This window comes from Mycobacterium sp. (genome assembly GCF_035570115.1).
In the GTDB taxonomy this organism is placed as follows: domain Bacteria; phylum Actinomycetota; class Actinomycetes; order Mycobacteriales; family Mycobacteriaceae; genus Mycobacterium.
The window spans coordinates 1-18,069 of sequence record NZ_DATMLH010000052.1; the positions used below are offsets into that span (position 1 = coordinate 1).

Here is an 18,069-nt window from a genome sequence, read left to right on the forward strand (position 1 = left end):
GGAACTGATCGCTGCTTTGGCGGTAGTGCTGAAAAATTTGATCGCCTCATTGGCCATCCTGTTTACCGTTCCGGCGGTGCTGGGATGGGTCTTTGGGTACCTATCAGCGGTTTCATACTTTTCGTTCGCGACGTTCGTCCCGCTGAAACCTGAAGACTTAAAGGACATTAACCCCAAAAACTGCCCGCTGCCTCATGTGCCGTGGCAGGCATCCCACGCCGCGTCGTGGTGGGCTGTTGGCGTTTTCGCCATCTTCGCCGTTGGCGCCGTGATGACCGCCATCCTCGTCGAGTGGTTTCGGGCAAATGAGCGCAGTGAACGCATGCGCCTGGGCCTACTGAAAGCCGCACGAGGGAGTGCGGTTTTCGCGGTGCTCGTCTTGGCAGTCGTCGCCGGGCTACCCGGACTCATGCACCTCTGCTCGATGGCCAGGTTAGACCCTGGAGGCGCCACAAAGATTGTGTCCGGAGTTGTCGGGCTCAACTATGTGGCGGCGATCGTCACGATGGTGACAAGGAAGCACGCAATATCGCCTCTTGTCGAGGCGGTGAAGCCGTCCTTATGGAAACGGCTACTCCCGCCGGCCGTCTTGCAGTTGATACTGGTGCTGTTGACCTTCGCGTTGTTGGCGTCGGCGTGGCTTGTCATGCTCGGAGGCTTTGCTCTCGGCATTTTCAAGGAAGTGGCACCCCACGCATGCGAGAACGGCGTCCCCCACATGCCTGGCGAAGGGTTATGGCTGCTCGTCCTGGCGGTGCTCATGCTCGGCTTTGCCGACGTCACTTCGCTGAGCCTGCACCCGTTTTATCGGTCGCGGCTAGCAAACACCTTCGCGGTACGTCGTGTGGAGTCACCGTCGGGAGTTTTGCAAGCCGCGCGCTTCCGCAAGGTCGAATGGACATGGCTAACGAAATACGGGAAAGCCCCACACGATGGCCCCAAATTCATCTTCGCAACCGCGGCCACATTGTCAGGACAAGCAACGACAGCGCCCGGGCTCGACGCGGTGTCCTATGTTCTCAGCGCGGACCACATCGGTGGCCCTGAGCTCGGCTGGCTCAACACCCGGCAGTTGCTAGCCGTAGCACCGCCGCGAATCAAGCAGGATCTCACTGTCGTGGCATCAATCGCGGTAAGCGGTGCGGCGTTCGCGTCAGCAATGGGACGACAGAACAAGGGATATCAAAAGCTCCTCGCCATCTCGGGTGCCCGACTGGGCACGTGGCTACCGAATCCCAGACTGGTCGCAAAGCTCTATGACGCCCAATATCGGGCCCAAGAACAGGCCGGCGCCGAGCCGAAAGACAAAAACCGACCGCAGCCAGAGTCGCTGCGTGAACGCATCCGCAAGCTGGTGTGCGGCGAGGAGGGCGACGAACGTGACCGGGAAGACGAATACGGGCCTTGGCCAACGTCATTGCCTACCATCCGCGGCGCGGGCTATTTCTACCGCGAAGTGCTGGGCATCAACTACGACGATGCTCGGCTTGTACAGGTGACCGACGGCGGCCATTACGAAAACCTTGGGCTGGTCGAGGCACTGCGCAGGCGGTGTCGACTCATCTTCTGCATCGACGCCGGCGGCGATGCTCCTCCGCTACTCAGCACACTGTCCGATGCAATGCGGCTGGCGGAATACGAACTGGGCGTGACGATTAAGTTCAACGAAAGAGGCCCGTACTCGGTGAACGACCTGGCTCCTGGCTCAGGAACGCCGTTTCCCGAAGGACACGCGTTCGCTCGGTTGAACAGCCGAATCACAAAAGGAACAGTAGCTTTCGCCAGAATTAAATACCCGTTGGCAGCGGGATTGGCGAGCCCGCAGAAGCCGAGCGGCGTTTTGATCTTCGCAAAAGCCCTTCTCTGGAAGGATTGTCCGGAGTGGCTGCTGACTTATGCCGCACAGAGTGAAGTGTTTCCTCATGACCCGACATCTGACCAATGGTTCAACGAGGCTCAGTTCGCGGCGTATACCGCACTGGGAAGGATCCTCGGAAACCACGCCGTAGACTGTGCCGCATCCCTGCAACGCGCCGGAATGATTTGAGCCCATGACCGAACCAGTGCAACCAGGTTGGTATCCCGATCGCGTTGATGCGCCCGGCATCTCGGTAGCCATGCTGCAGCCGAACGATGATCCGTTCTACTCGTACACCGGACCCCAGTCGCTGGATAGCATCGCGCCGGGAACTGTGCTGCAGACGCGCACCTTTCGTTACCACATCTTCGGCTTCCCGACGTTGCTCGAGACCACCCAGCTGCTCTACCGGTCGACCAGCCAGACCGGCAAGCCGACCGTCAACGTCACCTCGATCATTGTGCCGCCGATCCAATTCGACGAGACGAAAGTGATCTCCTACCAGTCCGCCTACGACTCCCTCAACCGCAATGACGAGCCGTCGTATGCGATCTCGGGTGGCCGGCGGCTCGGCGGAGTCATCCCCAATGTCGAGGCGGCGGTCTTCGGCCCCTTCATCGCCGACGGGTACACAGTCATCGTTCCCGACACCGAAGGCCAGCGGGCGGACTTCGCCGCTGGCCCTGAGTACGGGATGAACACCCTTGACTCGATCCGCGCCGCGTTGAGCTCGTCGACCATCCCCAGCGATGCGAGGGTGGCGATGCTCGGGTACTCCGGCGGTGCGATCGCCACCGAGTGGGCTGCCGAGCTGGCCCCGACCTACGCGCCCGACGTCAACGAGCGCCTGATCGGCGCGGCGATCGGCGGCGTGCTGGTCGACCCGGCGCACAACCTGCACTACGTCGAGGGCACCGGGTTCTGGGCGGGCGTCATGGCGATGGCGCTGGTCGGGATCGCGCGTGCATTCGAGATCGAGACCGAGCTGGCACGATATCTCAGCACTAAGGGCGCGAGGATCTTTCACGAGATGCAGACCGCGTCGATCGTCAACGTCCTCGGCCAATACCCGGGTATGAAGTGGGCGGACCTGGTCATCCCCGAGTATCCGAGTCCCGAGAAGCTGCCGCTCTTCGTCCAATGCGCCAACAAGCTGATCATGGGCACCGGCGGTACGCCGACGATCCCACTGTTCATCGGTCAGGGCGCCAACGGCGAGCTTCTCGAGGGCACACCGGGCGACAAGAAGGGCATCGGCGCCGGTGACGGCGTGATGATCGCCGGCGACGTGCGTACCCTGGCCCGCGACTACTGCGCGAAGGGCACCAAGGTCCACTACGAGGAATACAAGGCGCTGAGCCACATCTGGAGCGTGCCGATCTGGCTACTGCACTCGATCGCCTGGATCAAGCAACGCTTCGACGGCGTACCAGTGCCGGAGAACTGTTCGTCGATCCTGAAAGGCAACCCGCTCACGCCGATCCCGACCCCAAAGTCGGGCTAGCGCTTCAACATTCGCTTGAGGATCGGCAAGACCAACGGGGTCGGCACGTGGCGGGAGGCCCCCAACGCCAGTCGCACCTGCGGTCCGCCCGGGACCACCGACGCGTGACCATGGTCGGCGGCCTTCAGCGCGTCGGCGACCACCCGCTCGGCGGACACCTGGGTGAATCCCGGCATCCGGTCGACTAGGTAGTTGGCGTCGTTGGTGGCCTGGAACTCCGTCGGCACCGGGCCCGGGCAGACCGCGGTGACCGTCACTCCGTTGTCGGCGACTTCCGCGTTGACCGCCTCCGACAGCCACAGCACATACGCCTTGGACGCGGCGTAGTTGGCGTTGTACGGGGCCGGCTGGAATCCCGACACCGACGACAGATTGATGATCGCGCCGCGGCCGCGCTCGACCATGCCCGGCAGGTAGCGCAACATCAAGTCGGCCACCGCCTCGACGTCGACACGCAGCATCTGCAGTTCCTGGTCGCGGCCTTCGGCGCCGAACTTGGTGTAGATGCCCAGGCCCGCATTGTTGACCAAGATGTCGACCTGGGCGCCCAGCTCATCGATGCGGGCGGCCAGCCGGTCTCGGTCCTCCGGGATGGCGAGATCGGTGCCCACCGCGACGGCGTGCTTGTCGCCGCCCAACGCGGCGCACAATGCGTGCAGCCGATGTTCCCGGCGGGCGGTGACGACGACGCGGTAACCGCGGGCCACCAGCTGACGGGCGAATTGCTCGCCGATACCAGAGGAGGCGCCGGTGACTAGGGCGACCGAGTCTTGCGATGGGGGCGGGAGAGTCATCGTTTAGCCACCTTTTTGAGTGCCTTGCGAATGCGGGAATGCCGCGCTGTCGGCGGTCGACGAGACACGTAGGGCCAGGGCCGGTTTCGCTCCGGGACCGAGCTGGCTCGCGCGTGCTTGAGTTGCGTCCGCAGATGTTGGCGCAACTCGTGCAGGCCCGGATCTGTCCACAGGTTGCGGGACTCCGTCGGATCGGCAGTCAGGTCGTACAACTCCCACTGGTCGTCCAGCGGGCTCATCCGATACGCCTCCCCGCCATGCCCATTCGCCGCGAGGTGACGGACCCCCGGTTCGGTCCAGGTCGCCGGATCGTCGAAGGTGCGCACCAGCTTCCACAGGTGGCCCTCGCCGCCGTCGATGTCGTCGACGCGGACCACCAAGCCTTCGAAGTTCGACCCCACATACGCGGGCACCCGGATACGCAGCGGCGCGGGCGGATTCGCCGTCCGTCTTAAACGCCGCGCGAGACCCGAGGCGCCGGTATCACCCTCGAGGATGTTGTCGCGGGTCATCAGGTAGACGCCGCGGGTGTCGTCGGCCGGCGCCCCGTCCACCACCGGCATCAGGTCGCGGCCCGGCAGCGGGTGCACCTCGGAGAACGACTCGGCCAGCGTGGCGGCCGCCGCCGCGACATCGACACCAGCCGCCCCCAACAGGGTCGGCACCAGGTCGACATGCGACGTCGGCGCGGTGACCACCCGCGGCGACGTCGCGGACTCGCCGATGCGGGCGATCACCAACGGCACCCGGGTGGCCTCGTCGTACAGGTTGAACCACTTCTGGTGCAGCCCGCCGTGCGCGCCGAGCAGATCGCCGTGATCGGAGGTGCGCACCAGCACCGCGTTGTCCGATCCGCCTTCGGTGACCGCCCGCCGGACCCGGTCGATCGGCCCGTCCACCTCGGCGTGCAGCCGGTAGTAGAGGTCGCGGTATTTCTGGGCGTTGCGGGCGTAGGTCCGATCGACGACCGGCACCGGCCCGTAGCCGGAGTAGTACGCCTCCCGGTAGGCGATCTGTGCGGCCGGTTTGGTCGCCAAGTCCTCGTCGGCGGTGGGCGCCGCGGGCACGTGCGGTGGATCCAGCCGTGACGGCTGCAACGGGTTGCGGCGCATCCAGGCCGGGAACAGCACGATGTCGTGCGGGTTGACGAAGCTGGCCACCAACAGGAATGGACGCAGCGCGGCCTCCTCGCCGGCGCGGCGGGCCGCGTAACGATCGATCAGCCAGGCGACGACGCGGTCGGCGATCAACGGGTCGCGGCGCACGCCGGCATCGGCCATCAACGCTCCGTGCGGCTCGGGACCGACCCATCCCGAGAAGCCATACGGCGCAAGGGGATCAGCGTCGAGATAACGCAGCACCGCGACATGGTCGACGACACCGTCATCGTCGTTGGTCGCCAGCACGCGCCCGTCGGCGTCGCGCAGATCGGCGTGCGAGATGTGCCATTTGCCGTCGTAGTGGGTGTCGTAACCCGCGGCCCGGAACCAATTGCCCAGCGTGGGCACCTCTCCTTGGCGCAGCCAGCGCATGCGTGAGTCGTATGCCGTCTTGCCGAGACCGTCGGTCTGGGTGACGCCGTGCAGGTCGGGATAGTGCCCGGTGAAAATGGTTGGACGACTGGGCGCGCAGGCCAGCGATCCGGTGTAGTGCCGCGCAAAGCTGACGCCGTGCTCGTCGAACCACTTCCGGCCGTGCAGCGTTCGGTGGCGCCAGGTGAGCAGCTTGGGTGACTCGTACGGCGGAACCGCCCGTTCCTCGTCGGTCATCAGGATGATGATGTCGGGGCGATCAGACACCAGACTTCTCCAATCGTTTCGCCAGCCCGGCGAGCAGCACGTCGGACTGTCGCACCTGAACGCGACACACCGCACGTTCGACGAGCTTTTGTACTGCGCCAGGCCCGATTTCGACGGTAGTGGTCAATGTCACAACGGTTGTACCGCCTTGGGCCGCCCGGAGTGTCCAGCGGTTGGTGAACCGGCGCAGGCGCTTGGGCAGGCCCTCAACCTCGTAGGCGAGTGCCCATGTCGGATCGAACTCGATGATCCGCTCGACGAGGGCATCGCGGCCGATTTGGACTCGCCGGGTGGTGCCGACCGGGTCGCTGCCGTGATTGAGGATGCACGAGTGGTCGAGGTTGTCCGCCCACGAACTGATCGAGCCGAAGTCCGCGAGAATATCCCAGACTTGCTGCGGGTCGGCGGCGACGGTGCAGGTGCGGTCAATATCGGCCACCGCCTGAGGGTACGCGGCGAGACGGTCGATTGCGCGAAATCCCCAGGTCTCCAGCGGTGGGAGGGTTACTGTCTCTGGTGGGCATTGCAAACGACGCTGGGGAGGGCACATGACCTACCAGACTGTGGTGGTCGGCACCGATGGCTCGGAGTCGTCGCTGCGCGCGGTCGACCGTGCGGCCAAGATTGCCGCCGATTCGGACGCGAAGCTGGTTATTGCGACGGGCTACTTCACCCAGGCGGAAGACAAGCGTGCCGCCGACATCCTGGGCGAGGAGGGTTACAAGGTGCGCGGCAGCGCGCCCATCTACGCGATCTTGCACGATGCCCACGACCGAGCAAAGGCGGCCGGGGCGAAGAACATCGAGGATCAGCCAATTGAAGCTGGTCCGGTGCAGGCGCTGGTTGACCTCGCCGAGAAGGTCGGAGCCGACCTGCTCGTGGTCGGCAATGTCGGACTGGACGCGCGATCCGCGATCGTCGGACGGGTGTTCTCGATCCCCGGAGCCGTCGCCACCAAGGCCAAGATCGACGTCCTGATCGTTCGCACCACTGGCTGACCAGGCCACTCGGGTACGAGTGGTTGAGTGGTTGTCATGAAGATCATTGCTTTCGAGGAGCACTACATGCTCCCGGCTATCGCCGAGGCGAATCCGAACAGTCCCCGCAAATTGTTCGACACGATGCGCAACGAGCCCGGCAGCGATAGCGACCCGGACGGCGGGTGGCCGACAGGCATCCGTGACCTGGGGGAGGGCCGGATCGCGGCGATGGACGCGGCCGGCATCGACGTGCAGATCCTCTCCAACGTTCCCGGCGCGGAGGCCGTGGAGGTGCCGCTGGCGGTGGAGCTGGCCAGGCAGGCCAACGACGCCGTAACAGCCGCCGCCGCAAAACACCCCGACCGGTTCCTCGGCTTTGCCACCTTGCCGATGGGCGACCCGAAGGCCGCCGCGGCTGAACTCGAGCGCACGGTGCGCGATCACGGCTTCGTCGGCGCGTTGATCAACGGCCACGTGAACGGCCGCTACCTTGACGACAAATTCTTTTGGCCGGTGTTCGAATCCGCCGAATCGCTGGGCGTGCCCATCTATCTGCATCCCACCGTGCCGCCAAAGCCGGTGATCGACGCCTATTACCAAGGTTTCGCGCCCGCCGTATCAGCCAGGCTGTCCATCGCTGGAGTCGGCTGGCACATCGACACCGGGGTCCACTGCCTCCGGTTGATCCTCGGCGGCGTGTTCGACCGGTTTCCCGATCTGCAGCTCATCGTCGGGCACCATTTCGAGGCCCTGAGTTGGATGGCCTGGCGGACGGACTACTCGTTTCCGGTCAGCGAAAGCGGCCTCAAACGCACTATCAAGGAGTACTTCCGGGAGAACTTCTATGGCGGCATCCTGGCCGGCGACTACGCGTACCAAGAGCCGGGCGCGACGGATCCGAGTTGGAGCCTGTCGTTCAACGCCTATCAGTCCATGGTCAACGTGATCGGCATCGACCGAGTCGTTTTCACGGCCGACTATCCGTTCGCCAGCATGAAAGCCGGTCGGCAATTCCTTGAACAGATGCCGATCACCCCGGCCGACAAAGAAAAGATCGCCCACCTCAACGCCGAGCGTTTACTCAAACTGTCGAATTAGGCCCAGCGATTCGCCTTCGACGGCGGGTCTTTCAGTCCTATCGTCGATTCGTGAACTCGCCGGGGCACGAGAAACACAGTCGCTGGATACTGGCGGCCATATCGACAGCGCTGTTCTGCGTGCAGATCGATTACTTCGCAATGAACCTCGCCTTGCCGCGGATGGCAGCGGACCTTGGCAGCACCACGACCGACCTGCAGTGGGTGATCAGCGTCTACATGCTGGCCTTGGGCGCCTTCATGGCACCCGCGGGCCGCATCGGGGACATCTTCGGCCGCCGTCGCACGCTGCTGGTCGGGATCGCGCTGTTCGGAATCGCTTCGGTGTTCTGCGCGATAGCCCCGTCGGCGACGGTGGTCATCATCTTCCGGGCCGCACAAGGTCTGGCCGCCGCTCTCATCTTTCCAGTGTCAGTGAGCATCCTGACGAATACCCTGCCGGCCGAAAAGGCCAGCCATGCAATCGGAGTGGCCTATGGCATCGCCGGTCTGGGTAACGCAGCGGGCCCGCTGGTGGGCGGCCTGCTCACCCAGACGCTGGGCTGGCGCGCGGTCTTTTGGTTGCTCGTGCCATTGGCGGCGGCCGCGTTCGTCATCGGCATGAAATCGATTCCCGAAACATCCGACGAAACCGTGCCCCGGCGTGTGGATCTCAGTGGTCTGGCGCTGATCGTGTTCGGAATCGGGTTGTTCACGTTCGCCTTTGACCGCGCGCCGGACTGGGGATGGCTGTCGGCACCCGTGATCGCTGTATTCTTGCTTTCCGTCGCACTTTTGGCGGCATTCGTCGCCGTCGAGACGCGCGTGCGCTACCCATTGATCAACCTCTCGCTGCTGCGCAATGCGCGCTTCACCGTATTGGTTGTCGCGGGAACGGTTGCCAACATCGCATACGTGGTGACGGTGTTCTTGTCGACGATGAACCTGCAACAGGTGCGCGGACTGGACCCGTTGATGGCCGGGCTGGCTTTCCTCGGCCCGTCCGCGGGAGCGGCGCTGGGCGGCCCGGTATCCGGACGTCTGGCGACGCGCAATAAACCCTTCGCGGTCATGGGTATCGGTTGCACCGCCGCCGCGGTGTCGCTGGCCGTGCTGGCCGCCTCCGACAACTTCGCGGTGTACCTGGCCGCGCTGACGGCATGTGGCTTCACCATGGGCTTCGTCTATGCGTTCACCACCGTGGCGACCCAGGCGGTCGTCGCTCCCGAACGGGCCGGCGAGGCGGCCGGAGTCACCCTCACGTCGCTCGTCACGCTTGCCGGAGTGGGGGTCGCGGTGTCGAGCAGCGTGCTGGAAGTGCTTGAGCATCAAGGTGTCAGCACCGGCGACGGCATCCGAGCCATCCTCGCGGCGATCGCCGCGCTGCTGCTACCCGCCGGCTTGGCGGTGCTGGGGATCACTCGCAGCAAGAACCGCGCGTCGGCAATAGGAGGGGATCGTCATGACTGAGCAACCCGCAACGACCATCGAAAGCGAGCCCGCGGGCTTCCTGTCGCGCCGCCAGACCGTGTTCATGGTCGCAGCGTTGGTCTTGTCGGTGATCTCGTTCATGCTCAACGCCACCATGCTGTCGCCGGCGATCGGCGACATCAACGCCCACCTCGGGCACAACGCGTTCGCATCCATGTCGAGCTACAGCTATCTCGCCGGTGCGATCGCCAACGTGGTGCTGATCCGGTGGAGCGATTACATCGGTCGCAAGCGCGTCCTGATCGGCGTGCTGATCATGATGTGCATCGGAACACTGTTGTGTCTCTTCGGCACCTCGCTGCCGGTGGTGGTCGCGGGCCGGGTGCTGCAGGGAGCGTCCAACGTTACCTTCGGCCTTGCCTTCCTGATCATGCGCGAACGCCTTACCGCCGCGGTGTTCGGCGTCTGCTGCGGTATTCTTTCGGCGGTCAACGGCGGCGTGGCCGGCACCGATGCGCTGCTGGGCGGTTTCCTGGTCGACCACTTCGGATATCGCTCCATCTTCGTCCTGACTCTGATCATTGGAATCGCCTCCGTCGCGCTTGGGTGGAAAGCGGTGCCCGCGGACGAATCTGAACGCGTGACTCCCGGCCGGATGGACTGGGTGGGGGCCGTCCTGATCGCGGTGACGGTCGCGGGGATCACACTGTTCATCGGTAACGGTGGAGACCTGGGCTGGTCGTCGCCGTTCGTGGTCGCGTGTATCGCCGCGGCCATCGTGGCGTTCGTGGCGTTCGTCGTGGTCGAGAAGCGCGTGGTGTATCCCCTGGTGCATATCGATGAGTTGCGCTCGCGATACGCCTGGCCGGTAATCGCCGTGACCATCCTGTCCTTTGCCTCGTTCATGGTCGTACTGGGCTTCCTCATCCCGTCCATCGCCGAGAACCGATCGGTTGGCTTCAGCGCCAACGGAATGACGACGGCGTTGCTGTTTATCACTCCCGCCGCGCTGGTGCAACTGGTCGTGGCGCCATTGATCGGACGGCTCGCGGTGCGGATCGGCTGGGTGACGGTGCTGCGGGCGGGACTGGTCTGTGCGTTGGCTGCCACCGCCCTGCTCGCGGTCTTTGCGCTCGACCGAAATATGGCCATCCTGCTCATGCTCGTCTTCGGAGCATCGATGGGTGTTGCACTCACCCCGCTGGCTGCGCTGGGTGTCATACAAGCGCCCGAGGATGAGCCGGGGTCACTGCCTGGAATCAGCAATGCCGCATTCGGCATCGGTGGCTCACTCGGATTTGCCTGGGCCGGAACGGTTGTCGGGGAGGGGACCAAGGCGTCCTACCACTCGGCGCTGTGGATCGCCGTCGCCATTGGCATCGCCGCCTTTGCGACCAGCCTGATCCTCAAGCCTCGAGACGCGGCTGTTTAGGCTATTCGGCCTTCACGCACCGGTCGACGGCGTCAACGTCATCGGCTCGGCAAAACCGGGCTGATCGATGTCGGCGGTGACCTTCTCCCAGGGAGCGGGTATGGGGAAATACCGGTCAAGGAAATCGGTCACCCGTTCGGTGCGCTCGACCGCCGAGACTTCCGGGAAGCTGCTGTCGTTGAGGCAGAAGAAGTGATACCGGCGGCTCCTTCGCAGCTCGGAAAGTAAATCGAGCCCTTCGCGGGTGGTGGTGTTCACGTACAGCACTTTGGCTTTTTCTTGTTGGACGGCGCGCCCGGTCATCAGCGCGTAATAGTGGTAGAACGAGTTGGTGACCGAGATGTCGGTGCTGGCCCGAAACGCGCTGGCCTGAGTGCGGGCGAATTCTTCTGGGAATTCTCGTTCCATCTCCCTCAGTATGCTTTTGCGCAACGGAACTGCAGTGTGTTCCAGATGGCGGGTGGTGACCTGTCCGAACCGCTCGAAGAGCAGCTGCCGGTTGACCCGTGCCGCGTTTTCGAAGCCACTGCGGGTGGGGTCGTTGGCGCCGAGTCCTATCCGGGTCTTGGCTTCGATGAACCTCGTCACCCCGCCGGGCGAGAAGAACACGCTGGCTCGCAGCGGTCGGCCGAAAAACATGTCGTCGTTGGAGTACAGGAAATGCTCAGCCAGCTCTGGAATGTTCTGAAGTTGGCTCTCGATCGCGTGCGAGTTGTAGGTGGGTAACGCGGCTGGATCCGAGAAGTGTTCTGTCGCGCGAACAATGGTGATTTTGGGGTGCTCGGCCAGCCAGGACGGAAGGACCGAATCGGTCGCAACGAAGATCCGCCGCACCCACGGCGCAAACATGTTCACCGACCGCAGCGCGTACTTCAACTCGTCGATCTGCCGAATGCGCGCTTCGGCCTCGTCGCCTTCACCGACCACAACCTCCGACATCTGCGCCGCCCGTCGGGCCCGAAACTCCGGGTCACTGCCGTCGACCCAGGAGAACACCATGTCGATGTCAAACGTCACGTCGCTGGTATGTGGGGTGAACATCCCCTCGATGGTCGGCCATTTATACCCGTAGAGCTTTGCGGTCGCGGGCACGGCTTCTCGCCGCGGCAGCACCGTACGCGTCAGCGAGTTCTCGACGGGGCAATGGATCACCGTCTCCTCGTACGCCCAGAATTGCAGCTCGACGCCGAACTTGGAGCCGTACCGAAAGCCGCCGGGCGCGATCCGCCGCCGATACAGCCGCACGATACGCGGATCATCCAATCTGGACAGCCTGCCGTCGGCCATCAAGATAGGCGAAAGGCCGCGAACATCAACCGTTTTGGCGTACATCGGTTCGCTGGCGCACGCCGTCGTCAGCTCGGCCTCGACCGCTGAACGCAGTTCGATATCGATGGCGAGAACCGGGCGGTTCTTGTGATCGCGGATCAACAAGAACGGAATATTCGCCTTTTTTAGGATCTTGCGGACAAAAACAAGATCCTCGATCTGCGCCTCGTGCGGGGTCAGGCTGGATTCCAGACGTGCGACTCTGCCGCTGCGAGAGACGATGACGGGCTGGTCGGTGCTCTGAACGGGTCGAACACCGTTGCCCGAGGCTACTTTGGCCATCACAAAAACCGCCCTTGCTTTGGCGTTGAACGAGTTGTCTGTTGCGGTCAAAGCCGCTGTGTAGCCCGCGCGGAGGCGTAAACCGGGCGATTCCAGTGTACTTCTTCTGAGGCCCTTCGACGTGGTCAGCTCGGTGAACTTTGTTCGTCCAACAAACTTGTGCTGCACAGACTCGTCAACCCTAAAGCCGCCCGACGGCCGCCGTTCGTGTCGATGTAACGGTTAGTTAGGTCCGCATGACGGATGCTGGCGCCATGGGGATCGCGACAATCGCGCCTGCGATCGAGGTCGTGTTCTCGGGACGATTCGGGTTTGGCATCTACCGCTGGGCTTACCTGCCGTTCGAGGTTCCGGCGGGTGTGCAGCGAATCCGGGTTAGCACATCTCATTCGGACTTCGGCGTGGGTGCCTCGGCACGAAATATGTTGGATCTAGGAATCTTTGGCCCCGCCGGCTACGACTTGGGTAATGCTGCCGGGTTTCGGGGCTGGTCGGGCGGCGCCCGCGACAGCTTCGTCATCTCCAGTAGCTACGCCACCCCGGGCTATCTGGCCGGCCCTATCGAACCGGGTGTGTGGGCGGTGGCGCTTGGCCCGGTGGTGCTCAGCCCTTGGGGGATGGCGTGGGACGTGCACGTCACCATGGAACGCGGGGACCCCGCTGCGCAAGCCGCGGACGTCGAACCCGTGGTCGCGGCTGCACCGCCGCCGTCCATCTGCGGTGGGCGTTGGTATCGGGGCGACCTGCATCTGCACACCGTTCACTCCGACGGTCAGCGTGATCCCGGTGAACTGGCGTCGGCCGCACGCGCCAGCGGGCTGGATTTCATCGTCTCGACCGACCACAACACCAACTCCGCCAACCGGGCGTGGCCGGCCTGCCGCACCGGCGGACTGCTGGTGATTCCCGGCGAGGAGGTCACCACCCGGCACGGACACTGGCTGGCTGTCGGCCTGTCGCCGCGTGGCTGGGTCGACTGGCGATATGGCCCAGGCGATGGGGTGTTTCCGCGATTTGCCGCCGAGGTCCGCGAAGCCGGCGGCCTGGTGGTCGCCGCACATCCGTCCGTGCCGGCACCGGGATCGGCGTGGGAGTTCGGCTTTGACCACGTGGACGCGGTCGAGGTGTGGAATGGCCGGTGGAACCTCGATGACGAAATGTCGCTTCGTATTTGGCAGCGGCTACTGCGACAGGGCCGACGCCTGGTGGCCGTCGGCGGCAGCGACTCGCACGGCAAACACCAACCGGTCGGCTCGCCGCAGACGGTCGTGCACGCGGGTGATCTATCGGTACCGGCGATTATCGATGGGCTGCGTCGTGGCCGTTCGTACCTCGCCCGATCATGCGACGTCGCATTGGAGCTGACCGCCTCCTGCGCCAATAGCGAGGGCATGGCCGGCCCCGGTCAGACACTGCGGGTGCCGCAGGGCGCGCCGGTCACCGTGACCGCCGTCATCAGCGGAGCTCCCGACACGACCATCGCTCTGATCACCGCGGCAGGCTGCGTGGGACGCGCGACGATAGGCACGTCGGCCCGGCTGCAGTGGGAACTTGACGCGGCGTCGGCGCTCTTCGCGCGACTGGAAGTGCGAGAATCGCAGCGACGCCCGCTGGGCGCGATGGTCGCGTTGACGAATCCGGTGTGGCTAGCCTGAGCAAAGCATCCCAGGCGGTAACGTCGTTGCTGGGAGACGACAGCGATGTGGACACGACGGCGCCTTGCCGCCCTGTTGGGGGCGGTGCTGCTGGTTTTCGTGATGCTGGCCAGCGCGGTGCCCACGTCATACGATCCGCCGGCCGTCGTCACCAATCCGGTCGACCATGTCGACACGCTGATCGGTACCGGGACGGGTGGCCAAAGGGTGGGGGAGATCAACAACTTCCCCGGCGCCTCCGTGCCGTTCGGGATGGTGCAGTACTCGCCGGACACCGCCGGCAACTACGCGGGCTACGACCACGGCAATGCACGGGCCACCGGATTCAGCATGACGCACGCCTCGGTGGGGTGCGCGGCGTTCGGTGACATCTCGATGCTGCCGACCACCGCCCACATCGGCTCCGAGCCCTGGGGCGCCACCGAGGAGATCGCCCACGACGACACCGAGGTCGGGGTGCCCGGCTACTACACAGTGCGGTTTCCGACAACGCGAGTGGTCGCCGAACTCACCGCGACCACCCACACCGGCGTGGGCCGGTTCAGCTACCCCGACAACGGACGGCCCGCGCTGTTGCATGTGAATTCCGGTGCGTCGCTTGGGGGTACCTCCGCCGCAAACATCCAGATCGGCGATGACAACACCACGATCACGGGATCGGCGACCAGCGGCGGCTTCTGCGGCAAGGACAACGTCTACACGGTGTACTTCGCGATGAAGTTCAGCCGGCCGTTCACGTCCTACGGCACCTGGGACGGTTACTCGGTCTTCGCGGGTACCCGCAGCGCGTATTCGAGTTACAGCGGGTCCAGCGGAGGATACGTGGGGTTTCCGGCGGGCTCGCGGTTCGAGGTGCGCACCGCACTGTCCTATGTCAGCCTCGACGGAGCGCGAGCCAACCTCGCCGCCGAGGGCAAAGCGAGCTTCGACGACGTCCGCGCCGCCGCAGCGCGAGAGTGGAACGACAAGTTGTCACGCATCTCGATCGCCAGCGCCGACGACGCCGACGTGGAGACCTTCTACACGGCGCTCTACCATTCGCTGTTGAATCCCAACACCTTTAACGACGTCGACGGCAGTTATATCGGATTCGACGGCGATGTTCACGAGCTGCCCGTGGGCCACAACCAGTACACGAATTTCTCCGACTGGGACACCTACCGGGGGCTGGGTGCGCTGCATGGATTGCTGTTCCCGGAGCAAGCCAGCGACATGGCCCAGTCGCTGGTGTACGACGCCGAGCAGAGCGGGGCGTTTCCGCGGTGGGCACTGGCGAATACCGCGACCGCCGAGATGAGCGGCGACAGCGTCGTCCCGTTGATGGTGAACTTCTATGCCTTCGGCGCCAAGGACTTTGACGTCCATGCGGCGCTGCGCTACATGGTCAACGCCGCGACCAAAGGGGGTGACGGGCTCAATGGCTACGTCGAGCGGCCGGCAATCGCCACCTATCTCGAGCGCGGCTACCTACCGGAGACGGCAGACTCGTGCGCCGGTGGTGCGATCCCGGGTGCCTCGATCACGTTGGAGTGGTCGGTCGACGACTTCGCCATCTCCCGATTCGCCGACGCGCTGGGCGATTCCGCGACCGCTACCGAATTCCAGAACCGGGCACAGTACTGGCAGAATCTGTTCAATCCCACCACCCACTACATCTCGCCCCGCGATGCCATGGGCTTGTTTCCGGTGGGTCCCGGGGTTGTGCCGCCGGCCCAGGGCTGCTTCAGCCAACTCGGATTCGACGAGGGCAACGCCGAGCAATACGTCTGGTATGTACCGCAGAACATCGCGGGCCTGGTCACGGCTCTGCGGGGCCGAAAAGCGGTGGAAGACCGGCTCGACCGCTTCACCAAGCAGCTCAACGCGGGCCCGGAAGAACCCTACCTGTGGGCCGGTAACGAGCCGGGTTTCGACGTGCCATGGCTGTACAACTACATCGGCCAACCCTGGAAGACCCAGCAACTAGTCGACCGGGTGCGCAGCGAATTGTTCTCCGACACACCCGATGGCGAGCCGGGCAACGACGACCTCGGCGCGATGTCCAGCTGGTACGTCTGGGCCGCGCTCGGCGTGTACCCGAGTACACCGGGAACATCGATCCTCACGGTGAACACACCGCTTTTCGATCGCGTCGTAATAGCGCTGCCCGAAGGCAAATTCATCAAGATGTCCGCCCCGGGCGCATCCGGACCCAACCGGATGCGCTACATCAAGAGCCTGCACATCGACGGCCGTCCGACCGAAAAGACGTATCTTCCGGAGTCGATCATCCACACCGGCGGCGACCTGTCGTTCTCGCTGTCTCCCAGGCCGAACAAAGCTTGGGGCGCTGGCGACTTGTCGGCGCCCCCGTCATTCGGTGCGGGCACCTCGACGGTGACCGCCAACGTTTCGCCCGCCGTCGTCGAAATCGCGCGGGGAACCACGAGCAACGTGACCGTCGATGTGCAACGGATGATCGATGGTCCCGGCGGCTATACCATCACCGGCGCTTCCGACGTCGAGGGGATCAAGGCGGCCAAGACATCCGGACAGTTCGGTGCAGACGGATCCGCCAGCGCGACCGTCGCCATCACGGTGGCGCAGTCAGTGCGCGACGGGTACTACCCGCTGGTTCTCACCACCAAAGTCGGCGACGGCAGCAGAACGTTCAAGCTGCTCGTCACCGTCGATCAGGACTGATCGCGTCGCAATCGACGAGCAGGTGCCGCGGGCCGCGGAACACCTGGCTGATGCGGTACGGCGGTGGGTCCTCGACCAGCCGCGGGTTTTCTACCCGACGAAGAAACGCTTCGAACGCGGTGTTGACTTCCAGTCGGGCCAACGGCCCGCCGAAACAAACGTGAATACCGCGCCCCCAACCGACGTGCTCGTTGTCAATGCGCTGTGGGTCGAACCTGTCGGGGTCAGGGAAGCGTCGCGGATCTCGGTTGGCCGCAGCGTAGATGAGATAGATGGGTGATCCTCGCGGGATCGTCGTGCCGGCAATCTCGATGTCGGCCAGCGCCGATCGAGTCGGGAAGAACTGGACCGACGCTTGCAGCCGCAGCACTTCCTCGATGGCGCCGGGAATCAATTCAGGCCGGCTGCGCAACAATTCGATCGATTCGGGGTTGCGCAGTACGGTCAGCACGCAGTGGGATATCAGATTGACCGTCGAGTCATGACCGGCGGCAAACAGCAACATGGTGTTGTTGACGATCTCACTCGGCGACATCCGCCCATCCGGTCCGTCATCGTGTACCAACTGTGAAATCATGCCCGGCCCAGGGGATTTCTCGGCATTCTCGACTAACCCGATGATGTATTGCTTGAAGGCAAGGTTGCTCGCTTCACCTTTGGCCCGGCGGGCCTGGCCCTCCTCGGTCACGATGTCGGGGCCGAGATCGAACAGTCCGGTTATCGCGTCGGCGATCCAGGGGTGAAACCGTGGTTCGTCTTCGATCGGCACGCCGATGATCCGGCAGATGACGTTCACCGGTAGCGGATAGGCGAACTCGTCGACAACATCGATGCGGGTCTTGCCCACGGCCTTGTCGAGCAGTTCGTTGACGATCCGCTGGCACAGCGGCTCCTGGCTGGGAATCACGTCCGGCGAATGTGGCGGCCCGAAAAAGCGCATGCATTGCCGGCGCGCACGGTCATGGTCGGGCGGATCCGAGGCGATCATGCTTGGGTCTCGGTCGTAGACCTCCATCATCTCCATCATGGACTCGTCGACGATTCGCCGGTCGCCTGTGACTTTGCGGCGATCCGAACTCACCCGAGGGTCGTGGGCCAGCGCGATGAGCTCCTCGTATCCGGTGACGGCATAGATGCCGTTGGTCACTCGCACGACCGGCGTCTTGCGCAGCTGGTCAAAGAAGGGATAGGGATTCGCGCGGTTTTCATACCGCATGGCGGCGTCAAAGGCTTCTTCCGGTGTCATG

13 protein-coding genes are annotated in these 18,069 nt (G+C 64.1%); 8 read left to right on the forward strand and 5 right to left on the reverse strand.

Annotated features, from left to right (window positions below; genetic code table 11):
* Positions 1-2,047 (forward strand): hypothetical protein (locus VNW74_RS03615; protein WP_325675242.1); only part of this gene is annotated, 2,047 nt, incomplete at its 5' end.
* Between the two features lie 4 nt (positions 2,048-2,051).
* The gene (locus VNW74_RS03620; RefSeq protein ID WP_325675243.1) at positions 2,052-3,362 is read left to right on the forward strand and encodes a lipase family protein; all 1,311 of its coding nucleotides are present in this window, start codon (positions 2,052-2,054) and stop codon (positions 3,360-3,362) included.
* Here the strand turns inward: VNW74_RS03620 and VNW74_RS03625 are convergent.
* From VNW74_RS03625 to VNW74_RS03635, 3 genes are read right to left on the reverse strand one after another with little or no spacing between them, the layout of a single operon-like run.
* Positions 3,359-4,156 (reverse strand): SDR family oxidoreductase, encoded by a 798-nt coding sequence (locus VNW74_RS03625; protein WP_325675244.1) that lies wholly within the window; start codon positions 4,154-4,156, stop codon positions 3,359-3,361. The genes VNW74_RS03620 and VNW74_RS03625 overlap by 4 nt on opposite strands.
* Positions 4,153-5,955, reverse strand: coding sequence for a sulfatase-like hydrolase/transferase (locus tag VNW74_RS03630; protein ID WP_325675245.1), 1,803 nt, complete (start codon positions 5,953-5,955; stop codon positions 4,153-4,155). The genes VNW74_RS03625 and VNW74_RS03630 overlap by 4 nt, the downstream gene beginning before the upstream one ends.
* Positions 5,948-6,394, reverse strand: a complete 447-nt coding sequence (locus VNW74_RS03635) for an SRPBCC family protein (RefSeq protein ID WP_325675246.1) — start codon at positions 6,392-6,394, stop codon at positions 5,948-5,950. Before VNW74_RS03635 ends, VNW74_RS03630 begins: the two co-directional genes overlap by 8 nt.
* Positions 6,395-6,503: 109 nt before the next feature.
* On the opposite strand from VNW74_RS03635, the gene VNW74_RS03640 reads away from it, so the two are divergent.
* From VNW74_RS03640 to VNW74_RS03655, 4 genes are read left to right on the forward strand one after another with little or no spacing between them, the layout of a single operon-like run.
* Positions 6,504-6,953, forward strand: a complete 450-nt coding sequence (locus VNW74_RS03640; protein ID WP_325675247.1) for a universal stress protein — start codon at positions 6,504-6,506, stop codon at positions 6,951-6,953.
* 36 nt (positions 6,954-6,989) lie between these two features.
* On the forward strand, positions 6,990-8,033 hold the full coding sequence (locus tag VNW74_RS03645) for an amidohydrolase family protein (protein WP_325675248.1): 1,044 nt from the start codon (positions 6,990-6,992) through the stop codon (positions 8,031-8,033).
* A 50-nt stretch (positions 8,034-8,083) separates the two neighbouring features.
* Complete coding sequence (locus VNW74_RS03650; protein ID WP_325675249.1) at positions 8,084-9,481, forward strand: MFS transporter; 1,398 nt, start codon at positions 8,084-8,086, stop codon at positions 9,479-9,481.
* On the forward strand, positions 9,474-10,874 hold the full coding sequence (locus VNW74_RS03655) for an MFS transporter (RefSeq protein ID WP_325675250.1): 1,401 nt from the start codon (positions 9,474-9,476) through the stop codon (positions 10,872-10,874). The genes VNW74_RS03650 and VNW74_RS03655 overlap by 8 nt, the downstream gene beginning before the upstream one ends.
* Positions 10,875-10,886: 12 nt before the next feature.
* Here the strand turns inward: VNW74_RS03655 and VNW74_RS03660 are convergent, their stop codons facing one another.
* Positions 10,887-12,485 carry a stealth family protein gene (locus VNW74_RS03660; protein ID WP_325675286.1) on the reverse strand — a complete coding sequence of 533 codons (1,599 nt, stop codon included), beginning with the start codon at positions 12,483-12,485 and terminating at the stop codon, positions 10,887-10,889.
* 254 nt (positions 12,486-12,739) lie between these two features.
* Between VNW74_RS03660 and VNW74_RS03665 the strand changes: the two genes are divergently transcribed.
* Both VNW74_RS03665 and VNW74_RS03670 read left to right on the forward strand, forming a co-directional pair.
* Complete coding sequence (locus VNW74_RS03665; protein ID WP_325675251.1) at positions 12,740-14,140, forward strand: CehA/McbA family metallohydrolase; 1,401 nt, start codon at positions 12,740-12,742, stop codon at positions 14,138-14,140.
* Between the two features lie 45 nt (positions 14,141-14,185).
* Positions 14,186-16,822 carry a GH92 family glycosyl hydrolase gene (locus tag VNW74_RS03670; protein ID WP_325675252.1) on the forward strand — a complete coding sequence of 879 codons (2,637 nt, stop codon included), beginning with the start codon at positions 14,186-14,188 and terminating at the stop codon, positions 16,820-16,822.
* Here the strand turns inward: VNW74_RS03670 and VNW74_RS03675 are convergent.
* On the reverse strand, positions 16,803-18,068 hold the full coding sequence (locus tag VNW74_RS03675) for a cytochrome P450 (protein ID WP_325675253.1): 1,266 nt from the start codon (positions 18,066-18,068) through the stop codon (positions 16,803-16,805). The two genes, VNW74_RS03670 and VNW74_RS03675, sit on opposite strands and share 20 nt — an antisense overlap.
* Between the last annotated feature and the right edge of the window lies 1 nt (position 18,069).

Coding starts and splice junctions, on each gene's coding strand:
- VNW74_RS03620 (WP_325675243.1), top strand. CDS start 2,052: ATGACCGAACCAGTGCAACCAGGTTGGTATCCCGATCGCGTTGATGCG.
- VNW74_RS03625 (WP_325675244.1), bottom strand. CDS start 4,156: ATGACTCTCCCGCCCCCATCGCAAGACTCGGTCGCCCTAGTCACCGGC.
- VNW74_RS03640 (WP_325675247.1), top strand. CDS start 6,504: ATGACCTACCAGACTGTGGTGGTCGGCACCGATGGCTCGGAGTCGTCG.
- VNW74_RS03645 (WP_325675248.1), top strand. CDS start 6,990: ATGAAGATCATTGCTTTCGAGGAGCACTACATGCTCCCGGCTATCGCC.
- VNW74_RS03655 (WP_325675250.1), top strand. CDS start 9,474: ATGACTGAGCAACCCGCAACGACCATCGAAAGCGAGCCCGCGGGCTTC.
- VNW74_RS03660 (WP_325675286.1), bottom strand. CDS start 12,485: ATGGCCAAAGTAGCCTCGGGCAACGGTGTTCGACCCGTTCAGAGCACC.
- VNW74_RS03665 (WP_325675251.1), top strand. CDS start 12,740: ATGGGGATCGCGACAATCGCGCCTGCGATCGAGGTCGTGTTCTCGGGA.
- VNW74_RS03670 (WP_325675252.1), top strand. CDS start 14,186: ATGTGGACACGACGGCGCCTTGCCGCCCTGTTGGGGGCGGTGCTGCTG.
- VNW74_RS03675 (WP_325675253.1), bottom strand. CDS start 18,068: ATGACACCGGAAGAAGCCTTTGACGCCGCCATGCGGTATGAAAACCGC.